The sequence below is a fragment of the Pantoea sp. CFSAN033090 genome, assembly GCF_001264395.1.
Classification (GTDB): domain Bacteria; phylum Pseudomonadota; class Gammaproteobacteria; order Enterobacterales; family Enterobacteriaceae; genus Pantoea; species Pantoea agglomerans.
The window spans coordinates 24,550-42,467 of the sequence record NZ_LGYX01000022.1; the positions used below are offsets into that span (position 1 = coordinate 24,550).

Here is a 17,918-nt window from a genome sequence, read left to right on the forward strand (position 1 = left end):
CCAGATGTTTACACTGCTATACTCTGCGGGTACTGTATATTGCTCAAGCGCAATATGTTCATTTTCGATGTGAAGGACTCTCATGATCGAACTCAAGCACCTGCGGACGCTTCAGGCTCTGCGCAATACGGGCTCGCTGGCGGCGGCGGCGGCCCAGCTTCATCAGACGCAATCGGCGTTGTCTCATCAGTTCAGCGATCTGGAGCAGCGGCTGGGATTCCGCCTGTTCGTGCGTAAAAGTCAGCCGCTGCGCTTTACGCCGCAGGGCGATATTCTGCTGCAGCTGGCAGAGCAGGTGCTGCCGCAGATTCAGCAGGCATTGCAGGCCTGCCATGAGCCACATCAGACCACGCTGCGGGTGGCAATAGAGTGCCATAGCTGCATTCAGTGGCTGACCCCCGCGCTGGATAAATTCCGTCAGAGCTGGCCGCAGGTGGTGATGGATTTCAAATCGGGCGTGACCTTTGATCCTCAACCCGCCCTGCAACAGGGTGAGCTGGATGTGGTGCTGACCTCCGATATCCTGGCGCGCTCGGGTCTGTTCTACTCCCCGATGTTTGATTATGAAGTGCGGCTGGTGCTGGCAACGGATCACCCGCTGGCGCAGGTTGAGCAGATTTCACCGGAAGATCTAGCCGATGAGGTGTTGATGATCTATCCGGTGCAGCGTCAGCGTCTGGATATCTGGCGTCACTTCCTGCAGCCCGCAGGCGTCAGTCCGGCACTGAAAAGTGTGGATAATACCCTGCTGATGATTCAGATGGTCTCGGCACGTATGGGGATTGCCGCGCTGCCGCACTGGGTGGTGGAGAGTTTTGAGAAGCAGGGTCTGGTGGTCACCCGCACGCTGGGCGATGGCCTGTGGAGCCGTCTTTATGCGGCCGTGCGCGAAGGGGAGCAACGTCAGCCGGTGCTGGAAGCGTTTATCCGCTTTGCCCGTCAGCACGCCTGTGAGCATCTGCCTTTTGTGCGCGACGCCGCGCTGCCCGGTGCGGTGTTGCAGCGATAATCTGGCGGGCACAAACCTGCGCGAAGGCGGGCAAAATCCCCTATAATGCGCAGCCTGTCGACTGACCACGAGAAGATTTCACCATGACTAACAATGATATTCTGCGCAGCGTGCGCTATATGCTCAACCTGAGCGATGCCAAAATGGTGGAGATTTTTGCGCTGGCGCAATGTGACGTGCCGCTGGCGGATATTCAGGCGTGGCTGAAAAAAGATGACGATGCTGCGTTCCGTCCCTGCCCCGATGTGCTGATGGGTTATTTCCTGAATGGCCTGATCTTCTACCGTCGCGGCAAAAGTGAAGATGCGCCCGCGCCGTCGATTGAGCGCAAGATGACCAATAACATCTTCATGAGAAAGCTGCGTATCGCTTTTGATCTGAAAACCACCGACATTCCTGATGTACTGAAACGCGTGAATTTTACCGTTTCACAGGCTGAGATTGGTGCGATTTTCCGCAAACCTGATCATAAGAACTATCGCGAATGCGGCGATCAGATTCTGCGTAACTTCCTGAAAGGGCTGGCGATGATTCAGCGTCCTAAGAGTGAAAAGCCTGCTTAACGTCTGTGGCTGATCGCTTCGGGTACCTGCGTGGTCAGAAGTGGCGCATCTGATCGCAAAGAAAGCCTGCATCCATGCAGCACGGCCTCGCCATCCCTGGCTCGGACGCTTTGCTCCTCAGTTGCGCCACCTCTTCCCTTAAGCTTCTTCATGGCTTTTTAATTAGCAACACCAGGCCAGCCCTGGGGAGTGAAAGCGGGTCATCGGTAGAGCCTTCGTCGCAGGGGAAAAAAGCGCCGGGAGCATTTCTGAACCATCCTGGAAGATTCCTTCGCGATCGCACACGCCAGCTCCATCGCGAATGCTCTACGTTTCAGCGCTCCATCCCCTCCTTCATATTCGCTCTGAGCCCCTGGTTCAACTGCGATGATGCTGTTAAGTCTCCAGGGCTGGCGCGTCTGAAGAGCGAAGCGTCCGGGCCAGGGATGGCCCGGCCGATCCACAGGGATGTGAGATTCCTTCGCGATCGGACGCGCCAGCCCGGGAGGCCGCACCCATGCAACAGCCCTGTTTATGATCGGTCACCGCGCCCTACCACCCAGCGCTTATGCACCCACAGCGAGGCGAGGATCACCAGTGCGCCCGCAATAAAGCTTGGCCAGTGCGGTTTCTCCTGCCAGATAGCCAGATTCACCAGCAGCCCGGCAGGAACGTGCATGTTATTCATAATGCCCAGCGTGCCGGCATCGACCTGGGTCGCACCATAATTCCACATAAAATAGCCGAGACCGGAAGCCGCAATGCCCAGCCAGACCAGAATGCCCCACTGCAATGAGGTGGTCGGCAACTTCTGTGGATTGCCCCAGGCACACCAGGCGATCACCGCAATCAACACCGCACCCAGATAGAACCAGGAGAAGGCCGTGTGCTGCGGCATCGGGCGGGTCTCCTGCAGACGCTTATAGCCCACCATTCCCGCCGCAAAGCAGATATTTGCCAGTTGCACTAACAGCAGACCAAACCAGAAATGATCGCTGACTTTGTCATAGCGAATAATGGCCGCACCTGCCACAGCCAGCAGTGCACTGAAGATATAGCCGATGCGCAGTGGACGACGGCTGATCAGATCGTAAATCAGCGTCACATAAAGCGGCGTCATCACCGTAAACAGCAGGAATTCCGACACGCTAAGGTAGAGATAGGCTTCGAAACTCAGCAGATACATCACGCCCAACTGCAGCATCCCGACCAGCATGTAAAGCAACAGCGTTGAAGGGCGATGACCACGCCAGCGCAGGAAAGGTAAAAATACCAGCGCAGCCAGCGCCAGTCGCATCAGTACAGAGAACCAGCTGTCCACCTGCCCGGCAAGGTATTCGCCAATCAGACTGAACGAAAAGGCCCACAGAATGGTGGTAATAATCAATAAAAACACGGTGACGACCCCGAAATTAACAAGCCGTCAGTGTAAACAATGTGCTGTCATCAGGCTGTGAAATCTGGTTGACATCTGATTACAAACCAGGCGATCAGAATAGCCATCGGAAAGGGCTTTCGCTTCCTGACATAACTGTCTGCATAAAGATCTTTCAGCCAGATAAAATGCGCGAAATAATCCATCGCATGATCACTTCCGCTCCAGAATGTAATAAAAGTGTAACAAATGTGTCATTCATCACAGTAACGTTGCGCAACTAACACTATTCTTTGCGCGAAATGGAACATTCTGCGTCCATTTTCTTCTGCTCTTTTCCTGCTCCAACCTGCTGGGAATTAAAAACCATAATGTGCCCTGGAGGGCCTCACTGATGCTGAGCATTTTTAAACCTGCACCACGTCAGCCGCAGGTGGCGGAGGATCACGTTGATCCGCTCTACCGTCGTCTGCGCTGGCAAATTTTCATCGGGATCTTCTTTGGTTACGCCGCCTACTATCTGGTCAGAAAAAACTTCGCACTCGCCATGCCCTATCTGGTAGAGCAGGGTTTTTCACGTGGCGATCTCGGTTTTGCCTTATCCGGCATCTCCATCGCCTACGGCTTTTCAAAATTCATCATGGGATCGGTCTCTGACCGCTCAAACCCGCGCGTCTTCTTACCGGCAGGCCTGATTCTGGCTGCGACAGTGATGCTGATCATGGGATTCGTTCCCTGGGCCACCTCCAGCATTATGGTGATGTTCGTGCTGCTGTTTATCTGCGGCTGGTTCCAGGGCATGGGCTGGCCACCTTGTGGACGTACCATGGTTCACTGGTGGTCGCAGAAGGAGCGCGGCAGGATCGTTTCGGTCTGGAACTGCGCCCATAATGTCGGCGGCGGTATTCCGCCTCTGCTGTTCCTGCTCGGTATGGCGTGGTTCAACGACTGGAAAGCGGCACTCTATATGCCGGCGTTTGGCGCCATCGCCATTGCGATTCTGGCCTTTGCGCTGATGCGTGATACGCCGCAATCCTGTGGTCTGCCACCGATTGAAGAGTACAAAAACGACTATCCGCCCGACTATGATGCCAGCCATGAAGAGGAGCTGACGGCTAAACAGATCTTCATGAAATATGTACTGCCGAACAAGCTGCTGTGGTACATCGCGCTGGCCAACGTATTTGTTTATCTGCTGCGCTACGGCATTCTCGACTGGTCGCCGACCTACCTCAGAGAAGTAAAACATTTCACGCTGGATAAATCGTCGTGGGCTTACTTCCTGTATGAGTATGCGGGGATCCCCGGAACGCTGCTGTGCGGCTGGATGTCGGACAAAGTGTTCCGCGGTAATCGCGGTGCGACCGGGGTGTTCTTTATGACGCTGGTAACCATCGCGACCGTGATCTACTGGCTTAACCCGGCGGGCAATCCTGGCGTCGATATGGCCTGTATGATTGTGATTGGCTTCCTGATCTACGGTCCGGTGATGCTGATTGGTCTGCACGCGCTGGAGCTGGCCCCGAAAAAAGCGGCGGGGACGGCGGCGGGCTTCACCGGCCTGTTCGGCTATCTGGGTGGATCGGTGGCGGCCAGCGCCATTGTCGGTTACACCGTCGATTACTTCGGCTGGGACGGCGGCTTCATGGTGATGATTGCTGGCTGTGTGCTGGCGGTTATCCTGCTGTTACTGACCATGGTCAGCGAACACAAACACAAAAAGACCCCTGCCTGACGGTAATAAAAAAGGGCCGGATATCCGGCCCTTTTTTTGCGCTGACGGTTTAAGCAAGATAGAGCGTGCGCAGCGTCTGCGGCACGGCATCATCGGCATTTGAACCGATCACATCCAGCTCCGGCAGCGTATCTTTCAACCGCTGATGGGCGTTCTGCATGATAAAGCCCTTACCCGCCATGCTCAGCATCTCCACATCGTTCATGCCGTCGCCAAAGGCGATACAGCTTTCCAGTGAATGGCCCAGCGTTTTCGCGACCGCTTCCAGCGCATGCCCTTTCGACACGCCGCCCGCCATCACTTCCAGACAGGTAGGCAGTGAGAAACTGACGTTAACCCGATCGCCCCAGCGCGCTTCAATCGCCTGTTCCATCGGGATCAGATGCTCGGGATTTTCGCAGGTGAAAAAGACCTTGCTGATATTATCGGTTGGCAGCAGACCCGGCTCATAGACCTGATAGTTGAACACCGACTCGCGGAAATAGTCCTGCTCAGCCGGGCTTGAGCGGCTGACAAACCACTCATCGTCGCGGTAAACGTGGGTCAGAATATCGCTGTGATGATATTGCAGGCCAAACAGATCGCTGGCGATATCCTCATCCAGATTATGACTGAACACCAGTTCGCCCTCGGCGTTGTGCACGCGCGCGCCGTTTGAGGTGATCATATAGGCCGGAATCGCCAGGCTGTCGCGCATCTGTCCGACATCGATATGATGACGGCCGGTGGCGAATATAAAGTGAATATCTTTCGCGACCAGCTGCTGCAGCGTTTCACGCGCAAAAGGGGTCAGACGATGTTCGGGAGAAAGCAGCGTGCCATCCAGATCGGATGCAACGATGTGATACATGAAAACCTCGGGTATCTGGTTCTGCCGGCCTTAACCGGTCGGATAAATAACGTCAGTGGTGCGAGGAAAAAAAGTCGACCACTGCATTGAGTGCTTCGGCGCGCATCTCATCCTTTTCAAACAGGATCTCATGACGCGCACCGTCGATCACCCGTGGCTTATTGCCCTCACACGGATGACCCGCCGCTGCCATCGCGGCACAAAAAAGGTCCTGCGAACGATTGTCGACCACCCGATCATCGCTGGCCTGTAACAGCAGCAGTGGCGTGGTGATCTTATCGACCTGACTGATGATGTTGCGACCTGCATGGATGCCTTCACGTACCCAATGGTAGGTTGGCCCGCCAACGCGAATCGCCGGATCGTCCGCATAAAAGCGCAGATTTCGCCGGTAACGCTCGGTGCTGTGCGTCAGCCGGTTAATGCCAAACGGATGCGCACGCCAGCGGCCGGTGCCGAGCGCATAGCCATCGCGCATCGCCGGACGCTTCTCCGCCCAGTCCAGGATCCGATGGGCCAGAAAAGAGGGCAGCGGTAAAGCAATGCCAAACATCGGCGCCACCAGCGCGACCGCATGAAACGCCTGCGGCTGACGCGCCAGAAACAGCGTTAAGATTGCGCCGCCCATAGAGTGAGCCAGCGCATAGCGCTGCTGGTAGTGACCGCTGATAATCTCTTTCAGATAGAGCGTTTCAAGGTCGTCGACATAATGGGTAAATTCCGCCACGTGACCGCGATGTGAATCTTCCAGCAGGCGATCGGAACGCCCCTGGCCGCGATGGTCAAGGATTACCACATCAAATCCGCAGTGAAACAGATCGTACGCCAGCTCAGGATATTTTATGTAACTCTCGATGCGTCCCGGCACAATCAGGATCACACGCTTGTGTTGCGGTGATGTGAAGCGGACGTAGCGCAGCGTCAGATTACCCACGCCGGTAAACTCAAGCTCTTCGCGGCTGTGCCAGAAATCGAGCAATGGCCCGGTAGCGAAGGCAGCAAAGGCTTTTTCTCGTCGCAGCCAGCTGGCTTTGTGTTGATTCATTCGCCCTCCTGATGACCGGATACAGAGTCCTGAATGCCATGCGCAGGCCGTAGCGCCGCGCTTATTTCTGGCGTATTGTGTCACAATTCCGCTACTAAAGAGAGCCTGACCCATGACCATCGAATGGTGGCTGACCTATCTGCTTACCACTACAATTCTCAGCCTGTCGCCCGGTTCCGGCGCAATCAACACCATGAGTACCGGTATCAGCCACGGCTATCGCGGCACGGTGGCCTCTATCTCCGGTTTGCAGGTCGGTTTGGCGCTGCATATCGTGCTGGTCGGCATCGGTCTGGGCGCGCTGTTTTCTCAGTCGCTGCTGGCGTTTGAGATTCTGAAATGGGCCGGTGCGGCCTATCTGGTCTGGCTGGGTATTCAGCAGTGGCGCTCAGCGGGTGGCATTGATCTGGATGCAGTCGCCAGAGCGATGCCGCGTCGTCGCCTGTTCAAACGCGCCGTGCTGGTTAACCTGACCAACCCGAAAAGTATCGTCTTTCTCGCCGCCCTGTTCCCGCAATTTATTCAGCCGCATCAGCCGCTATTTATGCAGTATCTGGTGCTCGGCGTCACCACCGTTGTGGTCGATATCATCGTGATGATTGGCTACGCCACGCTGGCAACGCGGATTGCGGGCTGGATTAAGGGACCAAAACAGATGAAGTTAATGAACCGCATTTTTGGCGGGCTGTTTATGGCAGTAGGCGCGCTGCTGGCCAGCACCAGAAAAATCGCTTAACGTCTGACGCGCCGAATTCGGCGCGAAAGATTATCCCTTCTTCCCTGGCCCCGCTACGGCGCTGTCAGTGGAACCGCACGCAACACAATGATGCCCGGCTTCGAACGCATATATTCCCTGAACGGCGCATCGACAACTTTTCGATTAACGGCCAGCGAAGAGGCGTTCCTGAACCACAAGCGGCCATCATGCCGGACAGCAATCCCCACATGCGTAACATCCAGGCTCTGACTGGTGGCGTAAACCCCCACGTAATCGCCGGTCTGAATCTGGTTCAGCACCTGCGGTGTGATCGCCCGGGCCGGAATGTAAGTGACAGGACGTGCAATCACACCCAGACCGGGCACCTGTTCTGCTCCGCTGGCCTGACGATTCAGGTGCTTCACCACCGTCACCGTATCCGGGCTAAGAGTGCGGGTCACGTCATCGGCATTGCGCGGGCTATCGGCAAACCAGTCGGAAAAAAAGTGGCGACGATTCCGGTAGCTGACCTCACCGCCAGCGTAGCGGGTCCGAATCAGGTTAGCCTCAAAGCTGGCACGATCGTGGCTGCGGCTCAGCGCCTGCACGTAATCAAGCAGCGTGTAACAATCCACACCGTTGAAATTGATCACCAGCGCTTCCGGACGCGTGGGAGAACCGATCAGCGTATCCGCTTCATAGGGTGTTCCGAGAAACGTCGCAGAGATCCGGCTAATCCTTTCGCCCTGCGTCTGATCGACATCGGGCAGCGTCTGCATCAGGATCGAGGTGACCTCATCGGTCTGGCCCGGCTCTGGCGCAGGGTTGCGGGCGGCATCCGGCGAGGCGCAGGCGCTGATACAGGCCGTCATCAACACCAGTAATATGAACTTCACTCTCATCATCCTCTCCATAAACGTTGCGCCTGCTTCCCGACTTTAATGGAGATATGGATATGAATGATTAATAAAGAGTGACGATTTATCTGCGGTTGCAACAGCAAAACTCCCTGAGCCCTGGAATGTGACATCCGTCACACAAGCGAACTCTCTGGAGGAAGCGACAGCAAGGGAGGTTTCTGCCGGAGGCGCAACGCGCACGCCGGCATAAGGACTGAAACGGTGTTTAACGCGAAAGAATCAGGTGGATACCAAAACCGGCAAACAGTACGCCGGCCATGCCATCGACCCATTTCGCCAGTCGCTGATACTTAGCGCGGATCCACGGCAGCGCAAAAATCGCCGCCACCAGGGTAAACCAGGCAAAGGTTTCACCGACAATCAGCAGGAACAGACCCCAGCGCTCCGCCGAACCGACATCGTCGCCAACAAATAGCGAGAAGACGCTGCCGAAGTAGATAATGGCTTTAGGATTCGACAGGTTCGTCAGCAGGCCTTTGAGAAAGCTCATGCCGCGTTTCGGCAACGCAACCACCGGCTCATCCTGCTGCGGCTGTTTGTGACGCTGACGTGCCGAGCACATCAGCTGCCAGCCCATCCACAACAGATAAAGTCCACCGCCGACCATGATGATCTGATGCAGCCAGGCCATTTTTTCCAGAATCAGATGCAGTCCCATCAGCGCCACACCCGCCCAGACCACAATGCCCAGCGTAATGCCCAGTACACCCATCATCGCCTCTTTGCGCGAGCGGCTGGCGGCAGTCTGTGACACGAAAAAGAAATCGGGGCCGGGGCTCATCAGCGCCACCAGATGCACCAGCGCCACAGTGGCGAATAACATCAGCATAATCAGTGTCCTTTACTCTTCATCATCAAGATGCTCTTTGATCATCACCAGGAAAGGTTTGCCAAAGCGCTCCAGTTTGCGGTGACCCACGCCGTTGACGCTGAGCATCTCGGACGCGCTGACCGGCATCTGTTCTGCCATCTCTATCAGTGTGGCGTCATTGAACACCACGTAAGGCGGAATATTCTCTTCATCGGCGATCGCTTTTCGCAGCTTACGCAGCTTGGCGAACAGTTTGCGATCGTAGTTGCCACCGTGAAACTTCGCCGGACTGCTGCTTTTTGTTTTTGCGGTGATCAAACGCGGCACCGCCAGCATCAGTGGCACTTCACCGCGCAGCACCGGGCGCGCCGCTTCGGTGAGCTGCAGAGCCGAATGCATAGCGATGTTCTGCGTCACCAGCCCCAGATGGATTAGCTGACGTAACACGCTCACCCAGTGTTCGTGGCTCTGATCTTTGCCCAGTCCATAGACCGGCAGCTTGTCATGACCCTGCTCACGGATACGCTGATTGTTGGACCCGCGCAGCACCTCAACGATATAGCCCATACCAAAACGCTGACCCACGCGGTAGATACCGGAGAGCGCTTTTTGCGCTTCAACCAGGCCGTCATAACGTTTAGGCGGGTCAAGACAGATATCGCAGTTATCGCACGGCTGCTGGCGGCCCTCGCCAAAATAGTTCAGCAGCACCAGACGGCGGCAGGTCTGCGCTTCAGCAAACGCGCCCATGGCGTTGAGTTTGTGACGCTCAATATCCTGCAGCGGTCCGGGCACTTTCTCTTCCAGACATTTACGCAGCCAGGCCATATCGGCCGGGTCGTAAAGCATCATCGCTTCGGCAGGCAGACCATCACGTCCGGCTCGCCCGGTTTCCTGATAATAGGACTCGATGTTGCGCGGGATATCGAAGTGAACCACAAAACGGACGTTGGGCTTGTTGATGCCCATGCCAAAGGCCACCGTCGCCACCACGATTTGCAGATCGTCACGCTGAAACGCTTCCTGCACCCGGCCACGCTGTTCGCTGTCGATACCGGCGTGGTATGCCCCGACGCTGAACCCCCGGCTTTGCAGTCGCGCGGCGGTGTCTTCCACCTTCGCCCGGCTGTTGCAGTAGATAATGCCGCACTTGCCGCGCTGATCCTGAACGTAACGCAGCAGCTGATCGGTGGGTTTAAATTTCTCCACCAGCGTGTAGCGAATATTGGGGCGGTCAAAACTGCTGATCTGGATCAGCGGATCCTGCATATGCAGCAGGTTAACGATGTCGTTGCGGGTGGTTTCATCCGCGGTCGCGGTCAGCGCCATTACCGGTAATTCCGGGAAGCGCTGACGCATCTTGCCGAGTGCGCCATATTCCGGGCGGAAATCGTGGCCCCACTGGGAAATACAGTGCGCTTCATCCACCGCCAGCATCGCCGGTTGCCAGTGCGCCAGACTGTCCAGGAAGTTATCCATCATCAGGCGTTCCGGGGCGATGTAGAGCAGCTTAACCCGACCGGTACGGCAGTCGGCCATCACCGTCTGCTGCTGATCGCGCGTCATGGTGGAGTTGAGATACGCCGCCGCCACGCCGTTCGCCAGCAGCTGATCGACCTGATCTTTCATCAGCGAGATCAGCGGCGACACCACCAGCGTCAGCCCCTCGCGCACCAGCGCAGGGATCTGATAACAGAGCGATTTACCACCGCCGGTGGGCATCACCACCAGACAATCGCGCCCGCTCAGCGCCTCATTAATGATCGTCTGCTGACCGGGACGAAAATGCTGGTAGCCGAAGGTATCCTGCAATACCTGCTGCGCCAGCGCTTCCTGATTAAGAACTGCCGAGGTTGCCACGCGATTCCTGTCTTTCGTTATGGATTAGAACAAGTCGTTAAGTGTTACACCCACACCCAGACGCGTCTGGCGATGGTTGTAATCGATCAGTGATTCACCGTAACCGCTAAACACCTGAGTATAGAAGCGAACGTGCTCAGTGATAGGGTAGCTCCAGCCCAGGGTAGCGCCGCCATAACCGCTGTTCCAGTTATAGTTGCCCTCTACGCTGAAGATATTGTCGCCGAGCTTATAGCCCAGACGGGTGCGGTAGTAACCCATGTATTTGGTGATATCAGGATTATCATCGCTGTTCGCCCCTTCAGGGATACGATACCAGGGTTTGATTTCCGCCAGGAAGTTACCATTCTCTGCCATCAGACGCGCATAGACGCGGTTCCAGCTGCGCGAGGTGGGATCGCTTCGTCCGTTGGATTGGTGATTCAGACCCACTTCGACATCACGCAGTGTCCAGCCCGCCAGCGAATAGTCGGTCGCCCAGCCCAGGAAAATCTGCGGCTCATAGTTGGTCTCGCGGAATGGCGATGACTCAGCGCTATTCGACAGCTGCCACCAGGAACGCTGGGTGTAAGAGGCTGCCAGCACCGAGTTGTCGCCCAGAATACCGCGCCACAGCGGAAACGCCAGGCTGAGCTGGAATTTCACTTCATCTTTGCGGGCATTCTCTCCCCAGTTATAGGAGGAGATCGCCTCTTTATTGAGGTCGCTGGTATAGGTATAAAGCAGATAGTTGTTCTCGTAAGGATAGAGAACAAACGGGTTGTCATGCTTCTCCAGCAGGTTAGCAATAATGCTGCCCTGAACCTGTGGCGCGTCATGAACCTCTTTAATATGGGCTTCATCCGCCTGCGCCAGCGCAGGAAATATCAACATTGCCGCCAGCAAGGCGCGATGCTTACGCATAAAATTCTCCGGTGAGCAGCTGCGTATCAAAGTAACTGAAAGGGTGTCGTAAAAAGCAGGCCATTCTACACGCAAATGGCAGTGAGCATGAGTGCTGATTTCTTAAACTGGAAACACCCTCGCAGGCGGCATAGAATACACAACTCATTCATATTCCGCGCCCCTCTGGCCCGATTTTTTCAGGACACATCATCATGTCATCACCCGTGCTGACACAGCAGGACGCTCGCCAGCTGGTCGGCGAAATTTTCGTTTATCACATGCCGTTTAATCAGGCGCTGGGCCTGGAACTGATGCGCCTTGACGCAGACTACGCAGAGATCAGCTTCAATAACAAAACCATGCTGGTGGGCAACCAGGCGCAGCAGATTCTGCACGGCGGCGTTATCGCGTCGGTACTGGATGTGGCGGCGGGCATGGTCTGCGTCAGTAATGCGTTAACCCGTCAGGAAAGCATCAGCGAAGCGGATCTGCGCCAGCGTCTGTCACGCATGGGTACCATTGATATGCGCGTCGACTATCTGCGTCCCGGACGCGGCGAACGCTTCACCGCCACCAGCAGCCTGCTGCGCGCCGGTAACAAAGTCGCCGTGGCGCGCGTGGAACTGCACAATCAACAGGGCGATTATATCGCCACGGCTACCGCCACCTATCTTATCGGCTAACCACGCCATTGAATGGAACGCATATGGATACGCAACAAACCCGCCAGGGCGTTGGCTTTGCACTGGGCGCTTACTTTATCTGGGGCATTGCGCCCGCTTATTTCAAACTGGTAAAGCAGGTTCCCGCCACGGAAATCATGACGCACCGGGTGATCTGGTCTGCACTGTTTATGCTGTTACTGATTACCCTGAGCCGCAGCTGGCCCGGCGTTCGCAGCGTGTTGCGCCAGCCTAAAAAAGTGCTGCTGCTGGCGCTGACGGCCGTGACTATCGGCGGCAACTGGCTGCTGTTTATCTGGGCAGTCAACAATCAGCATATGCTGGAAGCCAGCCTGGGCTACTTTATTAACCCGCTGATCAACGTGGTGTTCGGCATGCTGTTTTTGCGCGAACGGTTTCGCCGCTTGCAGTGGCTCGCCGTGCTGCTGGCCACCGTCGGTGTGCTGGTGCAGCTGTGGCAGTTTGGCTCGTTACCGATCATCGCGCTGGGCCTGGCGCTGAGTTTTGCCCTGTATGGCCTGGTGCGTAAAAAGATTCAGGTCGATGCGCAGAGCGGCATGCTGATTGAAACTCTGTGGCTGTTTCCGCTGGCGGCGATTTACCTGTTTGGCTTTGCCGACAGCGCCACCAGCCACTTATCCGCCAACCCACTGAGTCTCAACCTGAAGCTGATAGCGGCGGGCATTGTGACCACCATTCCGCTGATGCTGTTTGCGGCAGCCTGCAGCCGTCTGCGACTTTCCACCGTAGGCTTCTTTCAGTATCTCGGTCCGACGCTGATGTTTGTGCTGGCGGTCGCGTTTTACGGTGAGACCATCACGCCAGACAAGATGGTGACCTTTGGCTTCATCTGGCTGGCGCTGCTGGTATTTGTCTGCGATGCGGTGGCGTTTTCATTCCGTTCCCGTTCGCGCATAGCGTGAAATAAAGCGCGCTAAAGCCGGGCCGGTCAGCAGGATGGTAAACAGACGCAACGTCTGCAACGCCATCACAAACGCCATGTTGACCTGGGTTCCTGCCGCAATGATCGCCACCGTGTCCAGCCCGCCTGGACTGGTGGCGAGATAGGCCGTCATCAGATCGATATCCAGCATTCGCGTCAGCATCCACGCCAGCCCGCCACACAACAGCATCAGCCCGAAGATCGAGGCCAGCATCTGCGGCAGCGTGCGCAGTGCCAGCAGAAAAATCGGGCGGGTGAAACGTAATCCCACGCTCCAGCCAATCAGTGCATAGGCCACGGCCAGCAGCCATTCCGGCACCTGTAACACCGCGATGTCGCTACTGTGCAGTGCCGCACCCGCCAGCGCAGGCAGCAGCAGCGCGCCAGAAGGAATGCGCAGTCGTGTGCCCAGCCACGCGCCTGTCAGCATCACCACCAGGGTGACAACAAAGCCATGATTCAGCGGTGGAAACCAGAGCAGCGAGACGCTGTGCGCCTCATCACCCAGCCCGATGCGCGCCACCAGTGCGGCCGCCGAGGCGACAAACAGCACCCGCAGATATTGCATAAATGCGACCAGCCGCACGTCAGCGCCAAAGTCACCCGCCATCGCCACCATGGCCGATGCACCGCCCGGCGACGATCCCCATGCGCCGGTCGGGCCAGGCAGATGACTGAAGCGCACCAGCAGAAAACCTGACAGGCCGCTGGCCGCCAGCGTCAGCAGCAGCACCGTCAGCACGATCGGCCAGTCCTGAATCAGCGGTGCCAGAATCGAAGGCGACAGACTCTGCGCAATCATGCAGCCCAGTACGGCCTGAGCGAGCAGGAACAGCCGTTTATCAATTCGCAGCGTGGCACCCGACAGCCCCATCACTACACCCACAATCATCGGTCCCAGTAACAGCGCAGCGGGCACATGAAAATAGTGCAGCACCGCGCCCAGCAATACTGAGATCAGCAGCAGCAGCGTCCACTGCGCGCGCAACGAAAAAGCGTCCATAAGAAGTTAATAATTTGTAAAAACAGGAGGGTAAGATTACGCAGAAATGGGGACAGGAGCCAGCAGAACGGGCCATCTCAGATGGCCCGTTCTTATTTTAAAGCCAGTTTTTACGTTTGAAATAGAGATAAGGCGCCAGTCCGGCCAGAATCATCAGGCCGATCGCCGCCGGATAACCAAAGCTCCACTTCAGTTCCGGCATAAACTCAAAGTTCATCCCGTAGCTGGAGGCCACCAGCGTCGGCGGCAGAAACACCACGGAGACCACCGAGAAGATCTTGATGATGCGGTTCTGCTCGATGTTGATGAAACCCATCGCCGCCTGCATCAGGAAGTTGACCTTCTGAAACAGTGATTCGTTATGCGGCAGCAGTGATTCGATATCGCGCAGAATTTCACGCGCCTGCTCCAGCTGATTGCCCGGCAAACGTGCTTTGCGTACCAGGAAGTTCAGGGCGCGCTGGGTATCCATCAGACAGAGGCGCACCTTCCAGCCGATATCTTCCAGTTCCGCTAGTCGCGACAGCGCCTGATCGTACTCTTCGCCCTGCTGACCTTCCATGATCACCCGGCTGAGTTTCTCCAGTGCGCTGTAGATGTTCTCGATTTCGTCCGCCAGCTGTTCGATTTTGGTTTCAAACAGGTCAAGCAGCAGCTCAAAGGCATTGCCGTCGATCAGGGTCTGATTACGGGCGCGCATGCGATAGAGACGGAACGCAGGCAGCTCACGTTCGCGCAGCGTGTAGAGACGGCCTTCACGGATGGTGAACGCCACGGTGGAGTTACCGGCGTGATCGTCAGCATCTTCATAGAAGAAGAAGGAGTGGATATGCAGACCATCTTCATCTTCGAAGAAGCGTGCCGAGGCCTCGATATCTTCCAGCTCAGGCCGTGTTGCCAGACTCTGGCCCAGCTCAGATTGCACGCGATCACGTTCGCCCTCTTCCGGCTCGATCAGATCGACCCAGACAGAGGTCGTCAGTTTATCGTTTTCGTCTTCCAGCTCCAGTCGCGTCAGGCGGCTGTGATCCAGTTTAAATGCGCTCAGCATAGCAATACTCCCCATTGCAGACTAAATGGGACAAGGCAGTCCGCCGTTCCTCAACATGGAACGGGCAGCCTGAACACGGAAACAGAGTTTCAGAGATAAATCAGTGCTGACTCGCGACGGAATCAAAAAGGGAGGTCGCTGATAACCGCTAAGGCTACCCGCGTAAAGAGGTAGCCTTAGATGTTATTCCTGGAATCCAGGTCATTGAGCCAGCATCGACTGGGCGTGTCCAAGGCATTGTCCTCTCATGATAATAGTGGGCGCATGTTACGCTGAGACGAAAAAGCCGTCAACCGCACGCTAAAGCGTTTCCAGCTTCGCGTAAGCCGCCACCAGCCACTTGATTCCCTGCCCCTGAAACGCCACCTGAAGACGGCTATGCTCGCCGCTGCCTTCCAGATTAATGATGGTGCCTTCGCCAAATTTTGCGTGATGAACACGCTGACCCAGCGCGAATCCACTGTCATTTTTGGTCACCGGGGCACCCATCCGCTGATGGTTTACCGGACGGCTGACGCTGGCGCGCAGACGCACTTCTTCTATGCACGCTTCGGGCAGTTCGCCGATAAAACGGGACGGCCGGTGATACACTTCCTTACCATAGAGTCGGCGGGTTTCGGCGTAGGTCAGCGTCAGCTTGAGCATCGCACGGGTCACGCCGACATAAGCCAGACGACGTTCCTCCTCCAGCCGGCCACCTTCATCCAGTGACATCTGGCTCGGGAACATGCCCTCTTCCATGCCGACGATAAACACCTGGCTGAACTCCAGCCCTTTTGCCGAGTGGAGCGTCATCAGCTGAACCGCATCCTGCCATTTGTCTGCCTGGCCTTCGCCCGCTTCCAGCGCGGCGTGGGATAAAAAGGCCTGCAGTGGCATCAGATCTTCATCTTCATCCTGATAGCTGAACTGCCGCGTAGCGGTCACCAGCTCCTCAAGGTTTTCGATACGCGCCTGACCCTTCTCACCTTTTTCCTGCTCATACATCAGCCACAGGCCAGAGTCTTTGATGACCCGGTCGGTCTGAACATGCAGCGGTAACTCGGCGGTTTCGGTTGCCAGTGAATCAACCAGTTCACAGAAGCGTTGCAGCGCAGACGCGGCGCGGCCAGCCAGCGCACGGCTTTGCAGCAGTTCACGCGTTGCCTGCCACAGCGTCATCTGACGTTCACGGGCCGTCTGACGCACCACGTCGAGCGTGCGATCGCCCACGCCGCGCGTCGGGGTATTTACCACGCGTTCAAATGCCGCGTCGTCATTGCGGTTCGCCATCAGACGCAGATAGGAGAGCGCATCTTTGATCTCCTGACGTTCGAAGAAGCGCATGCCGCCATAAATACGGTACGGCATACTGCTCTGCAGCAGCGCCTCTTCCAGCACACGCGACTGGGCGTTGCTGCGATAGAGAATGGCGCAGTCGTTAAGCGCGCCGCCGTTCTCCATCCAGACTTTGATGCGGTTAACCACGAAGCGTGCTTCATCCAGCTCATTAAAGGCGCAGTAGATCGAGATCGGTTCGCCATCGCTGCCTTCGGTCCAGAGCTCTTTACCCAGGCGACCATTGTTGTTAGCGATCAGGGCGTTGGCGGCTTTCAGGATGTTATTGGTTGAGCGGTAGTTCTGCTCCAGACGGATCGTTTCCGCGCCGGGGAAATCCTGCAGAAAGCGCTGAATATTCTCGACCTGTGCGCCGCGCCAGCCGTAGATCGACTGGTCATCATCGCCCACGATGATCACCCGGCCGCTGTCGCCCGCCAGCATCCGAATCCAGGCATACTGAATGTTGTTGGTATCCTGGAACTCATCCACCAGCACGTTGGTAAAGCGTTCGCGGTAGTGATTAAGAATGTGTGGCTTGTTGAGCCATAACTCATGGGCGCGCAGCAACAGCTCGGCAAAGTCGACTAAACCGGCGCGATCACAGGCTTCCTGATAGGCCTGATAGATGCGCAGCCAGGTCTGCTCAATCGGATTGCCGTAGCTTTCGATATGCTTTGGTCGCAGGCCTTCATCTTTTTTGCCATTGATGTACCACATGCCCTGACGCGCAGGCCACTGTTTGTCATCAAGGTTCATTGATTTGATCAGGCGCTTGAGCAGACGTAGCTGATCTTCGCTGTCGAGGATCTGAAAATCCTGTGGCAGACCGGCGTCAAGATGGTGGGCGCGCAGTAAGCGGTGCGCCAGACCGTGAAAGGTTCCGATCCACATTCCGCCCTGACTGGTGCCGATCAGATGCTCGATACGGTGACGCATCTCCGCTGCCGCTTTGTTGGTAAAGGTCACCGCCATAATCGAATAGGGCGAGCAGTTCTCCACCGACATCAGCCAGGCAATGCGATGCACCAGCACCCGCGTTTTACCACTGCCCGCGCCTGCCAGCACCAGCAGGTTACTGCGCGGTGCCGCAACGGCAGCGCGCTGATTGTCATTCAAACCATCGAGCAGTTCAGAAACGTCCATAAGCACCGATTACCAAAGAAAAAAACGCCGTCGTCACACTGATTAT

General features: G+C 56.4%; 16 protein-coding genes. 6 read left to right on the forward strand and 10 right to left on the reverse strand.

What is annotated here, in order from left to right; genetic code table 11:
* Positions 1-82 precede the first annotated feature (82 nt).
* Both metR and AFL22_RS17745 read left to right on the forward strand, forming a co-directional pair.
* Entirely contained in the window at positions 83-1,009 is a 927-nt protein-coding gene (metR, locus tag AFL22_RS17740) for an HTH-type transcriptional regulator MetR (protein ID WP_003854400.1), read from the forward strand.
* Between the two features lie 83 nt (positions 1,010-1,092).
* Entirely contained in the window at positions 1,093-1,572 is a 480-nt protein-coding gene (locus AFL22_RS17745) for a DUF1456 family protein (RefSeq protein ID WP_010257278.1), read from the forward strand.
* A gap of 511 nt (positions 1,573-2,083) precedes the next feature.
* Here AFL22_RS17745 and AFL22_RS17750 read toward each other — a convergent pair.
* Positions 2,084-2,947, reverse strand: coding sequence for a carboxylate/amino acid/amine transporter (locus AFL22_RS17750; RefSeq protein ID WP_033773271.1), 864 nt, complete (start codon positions 2,945-2,947; stop codon positions 2,084-2,086).
* A 373-nt stretch (positions 2,948-3,320) separates the two neighbouring features.
* Here AFL22_RS17750 and glpT point away from each other — a divergent pair, with 373 nt between their 5' ends.
* Positions 3,321-4,661, forward strand: coding sequence for a glycerol-3-phosphate transporter (gene glpT / locus AFL22_RS17755; RefSeq protein ID WP_010257284.1), 1,341 nt, complete (start codon positions 3,321-3,323; stop codon positions 4,659-4,661).
* A gap of 49 nt (positions 4,662-4,710) precedes the next feature.
* Here the strand turns inward: glpT and yigL are convergent, their stop codons facing one another.
* Both yigL and pldB read right to left on the reverse strand, forming a co-directional pair.
* On the reverse strand, positions 4,711-5,511 hold the full coding sequence (yigL, locus tag AFL22_RS17760) for a sugar/pyridoxal phosphate phosphatase YigL (RefSeq protein ID WP_010257286.1): 801 nt from the start codon (positions 5,509-5,511) through the stop codon (positions 4,711-4,713).
* A 52-nt stretch (positions 5,512-5,563) separates the two neighbouring features.
* The gene (pldB, locus tag AFL22_RS17765; RefSeq protein ID WP_010257288.1) at positions 5,564-6,556 is read right to left on the reverse strand and encodes a lysophospholipase L2; all 993 of its coding nucleotides are present in this window, start codon (positions 6,554-6,556) and stop codon (positions 5,564-5,566) included.
* Between the two features lie 112 nt (positions 6,557-6,668).
* On the opposite strand from pldB, the gene rhtB reads away from it, so the two are divergent.
* The gene (gene rhtB, locus AFL22_RS17770; RefSeq protein ID WP_052271836.1) at positions 6,669-7,292 is read left to right on the forward strand and encodes a homoserine/homoserine lactone efflux protein; all 624 of its coding nucleotides are present in this window, start codon (positions 6,669-6,671) and stop codon (positions 7,290-7,292) included.
* A gap of 53 nt (positions 7,293-7,345) precedes the next feature.
* Here the strand turns inward: rhtB and AFL22_RS17775 are convergent, their stop codons facing one another.
* The 4 genes from AFL22_RS17775 to pldA form a co-directional block, all read right to left on the reverse strand.
* Entirely contained in the window at positions 7,346-8,155 is an 810-nt protein-coding gene (locus AFL22_RS17775) for a DUF1460 domain-containing protein (RefSeq protein WP_052271837.1), read from the reverse strand.
* A gap of 223 nt (positions 8,156-8,378) precedes the next feature.
* Entirely contained in the window at positions 8,379-9,002 is a 624-nt protein-coding gene (gene rhtC, locus AFL22_RS17780) for a threonine export protein RhtC (protein WP_010257296.1), read from the reverse strand.
* Positions 9,003-9,014: 12 nt separating this feature from the next.
* Positions 9,015-10,844, reverse strand: a complete 1,830-nt coding sequence (gene recQ / locus AFL22_RS17785; protein ID WP_010257299.1) for an ATP-dependent DNA helicase RecQ — start codon at positions 10,842-10,844, stop codon at positions 9,015-9,017.
* A 24-nt stretch (positions 10,845-10,868) separates the two neighbouring features.
* On the reverse strand, positions 10,869-11,747 hold the full coding sequence (gene pldA, locus AFL22_RS17790; RefSeq protein ID WP_010257301.1) for a phospholipase A: 879 nt from the start codon (positions 11,745-11,747) through the stop codon (positions 10,869-10,871).
* 194 nt (positions 11,748-11,941) lie between these two features.
* Between pldA and AFL22_RS17795 the strand changes: the two genes are divergently transcribed.
* Both AFL22_RS17795 and rarD read left to right on the forward strand, forming a co-directional pair.
* Complete coding sequence (locus tag AFL22_RS17795) at positions 11,942-12,412, forward strand: thioesterase family protein (protein ID WP_010257304.1); 471 nt, start codon at positions 11,942-11,944, stop codon at positions 12,410-12,412.
* Positions 12,413-12,435: 23 nt separating this feature from the next.
* Complete coding sequence (gene rarD, locus AFL22_RS17800) at positions 12,436-13,335, forward strand: EamA family transporter RarD (RefSeq protein ID WP_010257306.1); 900 nt, start codon at positions 12,436-12,438, stop codon at positions 13,333-13,335.
* Here the strand turns inward: rarD and AFL22_RS17805 are convergent.
* The 3 genes from AFL22_RS17805 to uvrD form a co-directional block, all read right to left on the reverse strand.
* Positions 13,306-14,358, reverse strand: coding sequence for an AbrB family transcriptional regulator (locus tag AFL22_RS17805; RefSeq protein ID WP_045140893.1), 1,053 nt, complete (start codon positions 14,356-14,358; stop codon positions 13,306-13,308). The two genes, rarD and AFL22_RS17805, sit on opposite strands and share 30 nt — an antisense overlap.
* Positions 14,359-14,455: 97 nt before the next feature.
* The gene (corA, locus tag AFL22_RS17810; RefSeq protein WP_003854370.1) at positions 14,456-15,409 is read right to left on the reverse strand and encodes a magnesium/cobalt transporter CorA; all 954 of its coding nucleotides are present in this window, start codon (positions 15,407-15,409) and stop codon (positions 14,456-14,458) included.
* 300 nt (positions 15,410-15,709) lie between these two features.
* Entirely contained in the window at positions 15,710-17,872 is a 2,163-nt protein-coding gene (uvrD, locus tag AFL22_RS17815; RefSeq protein WP_010257313.1) for a DNA helicase II, read from the reverse strand.
* Positions 17,873-17,918: the final 46 nt, after the last annotated feature.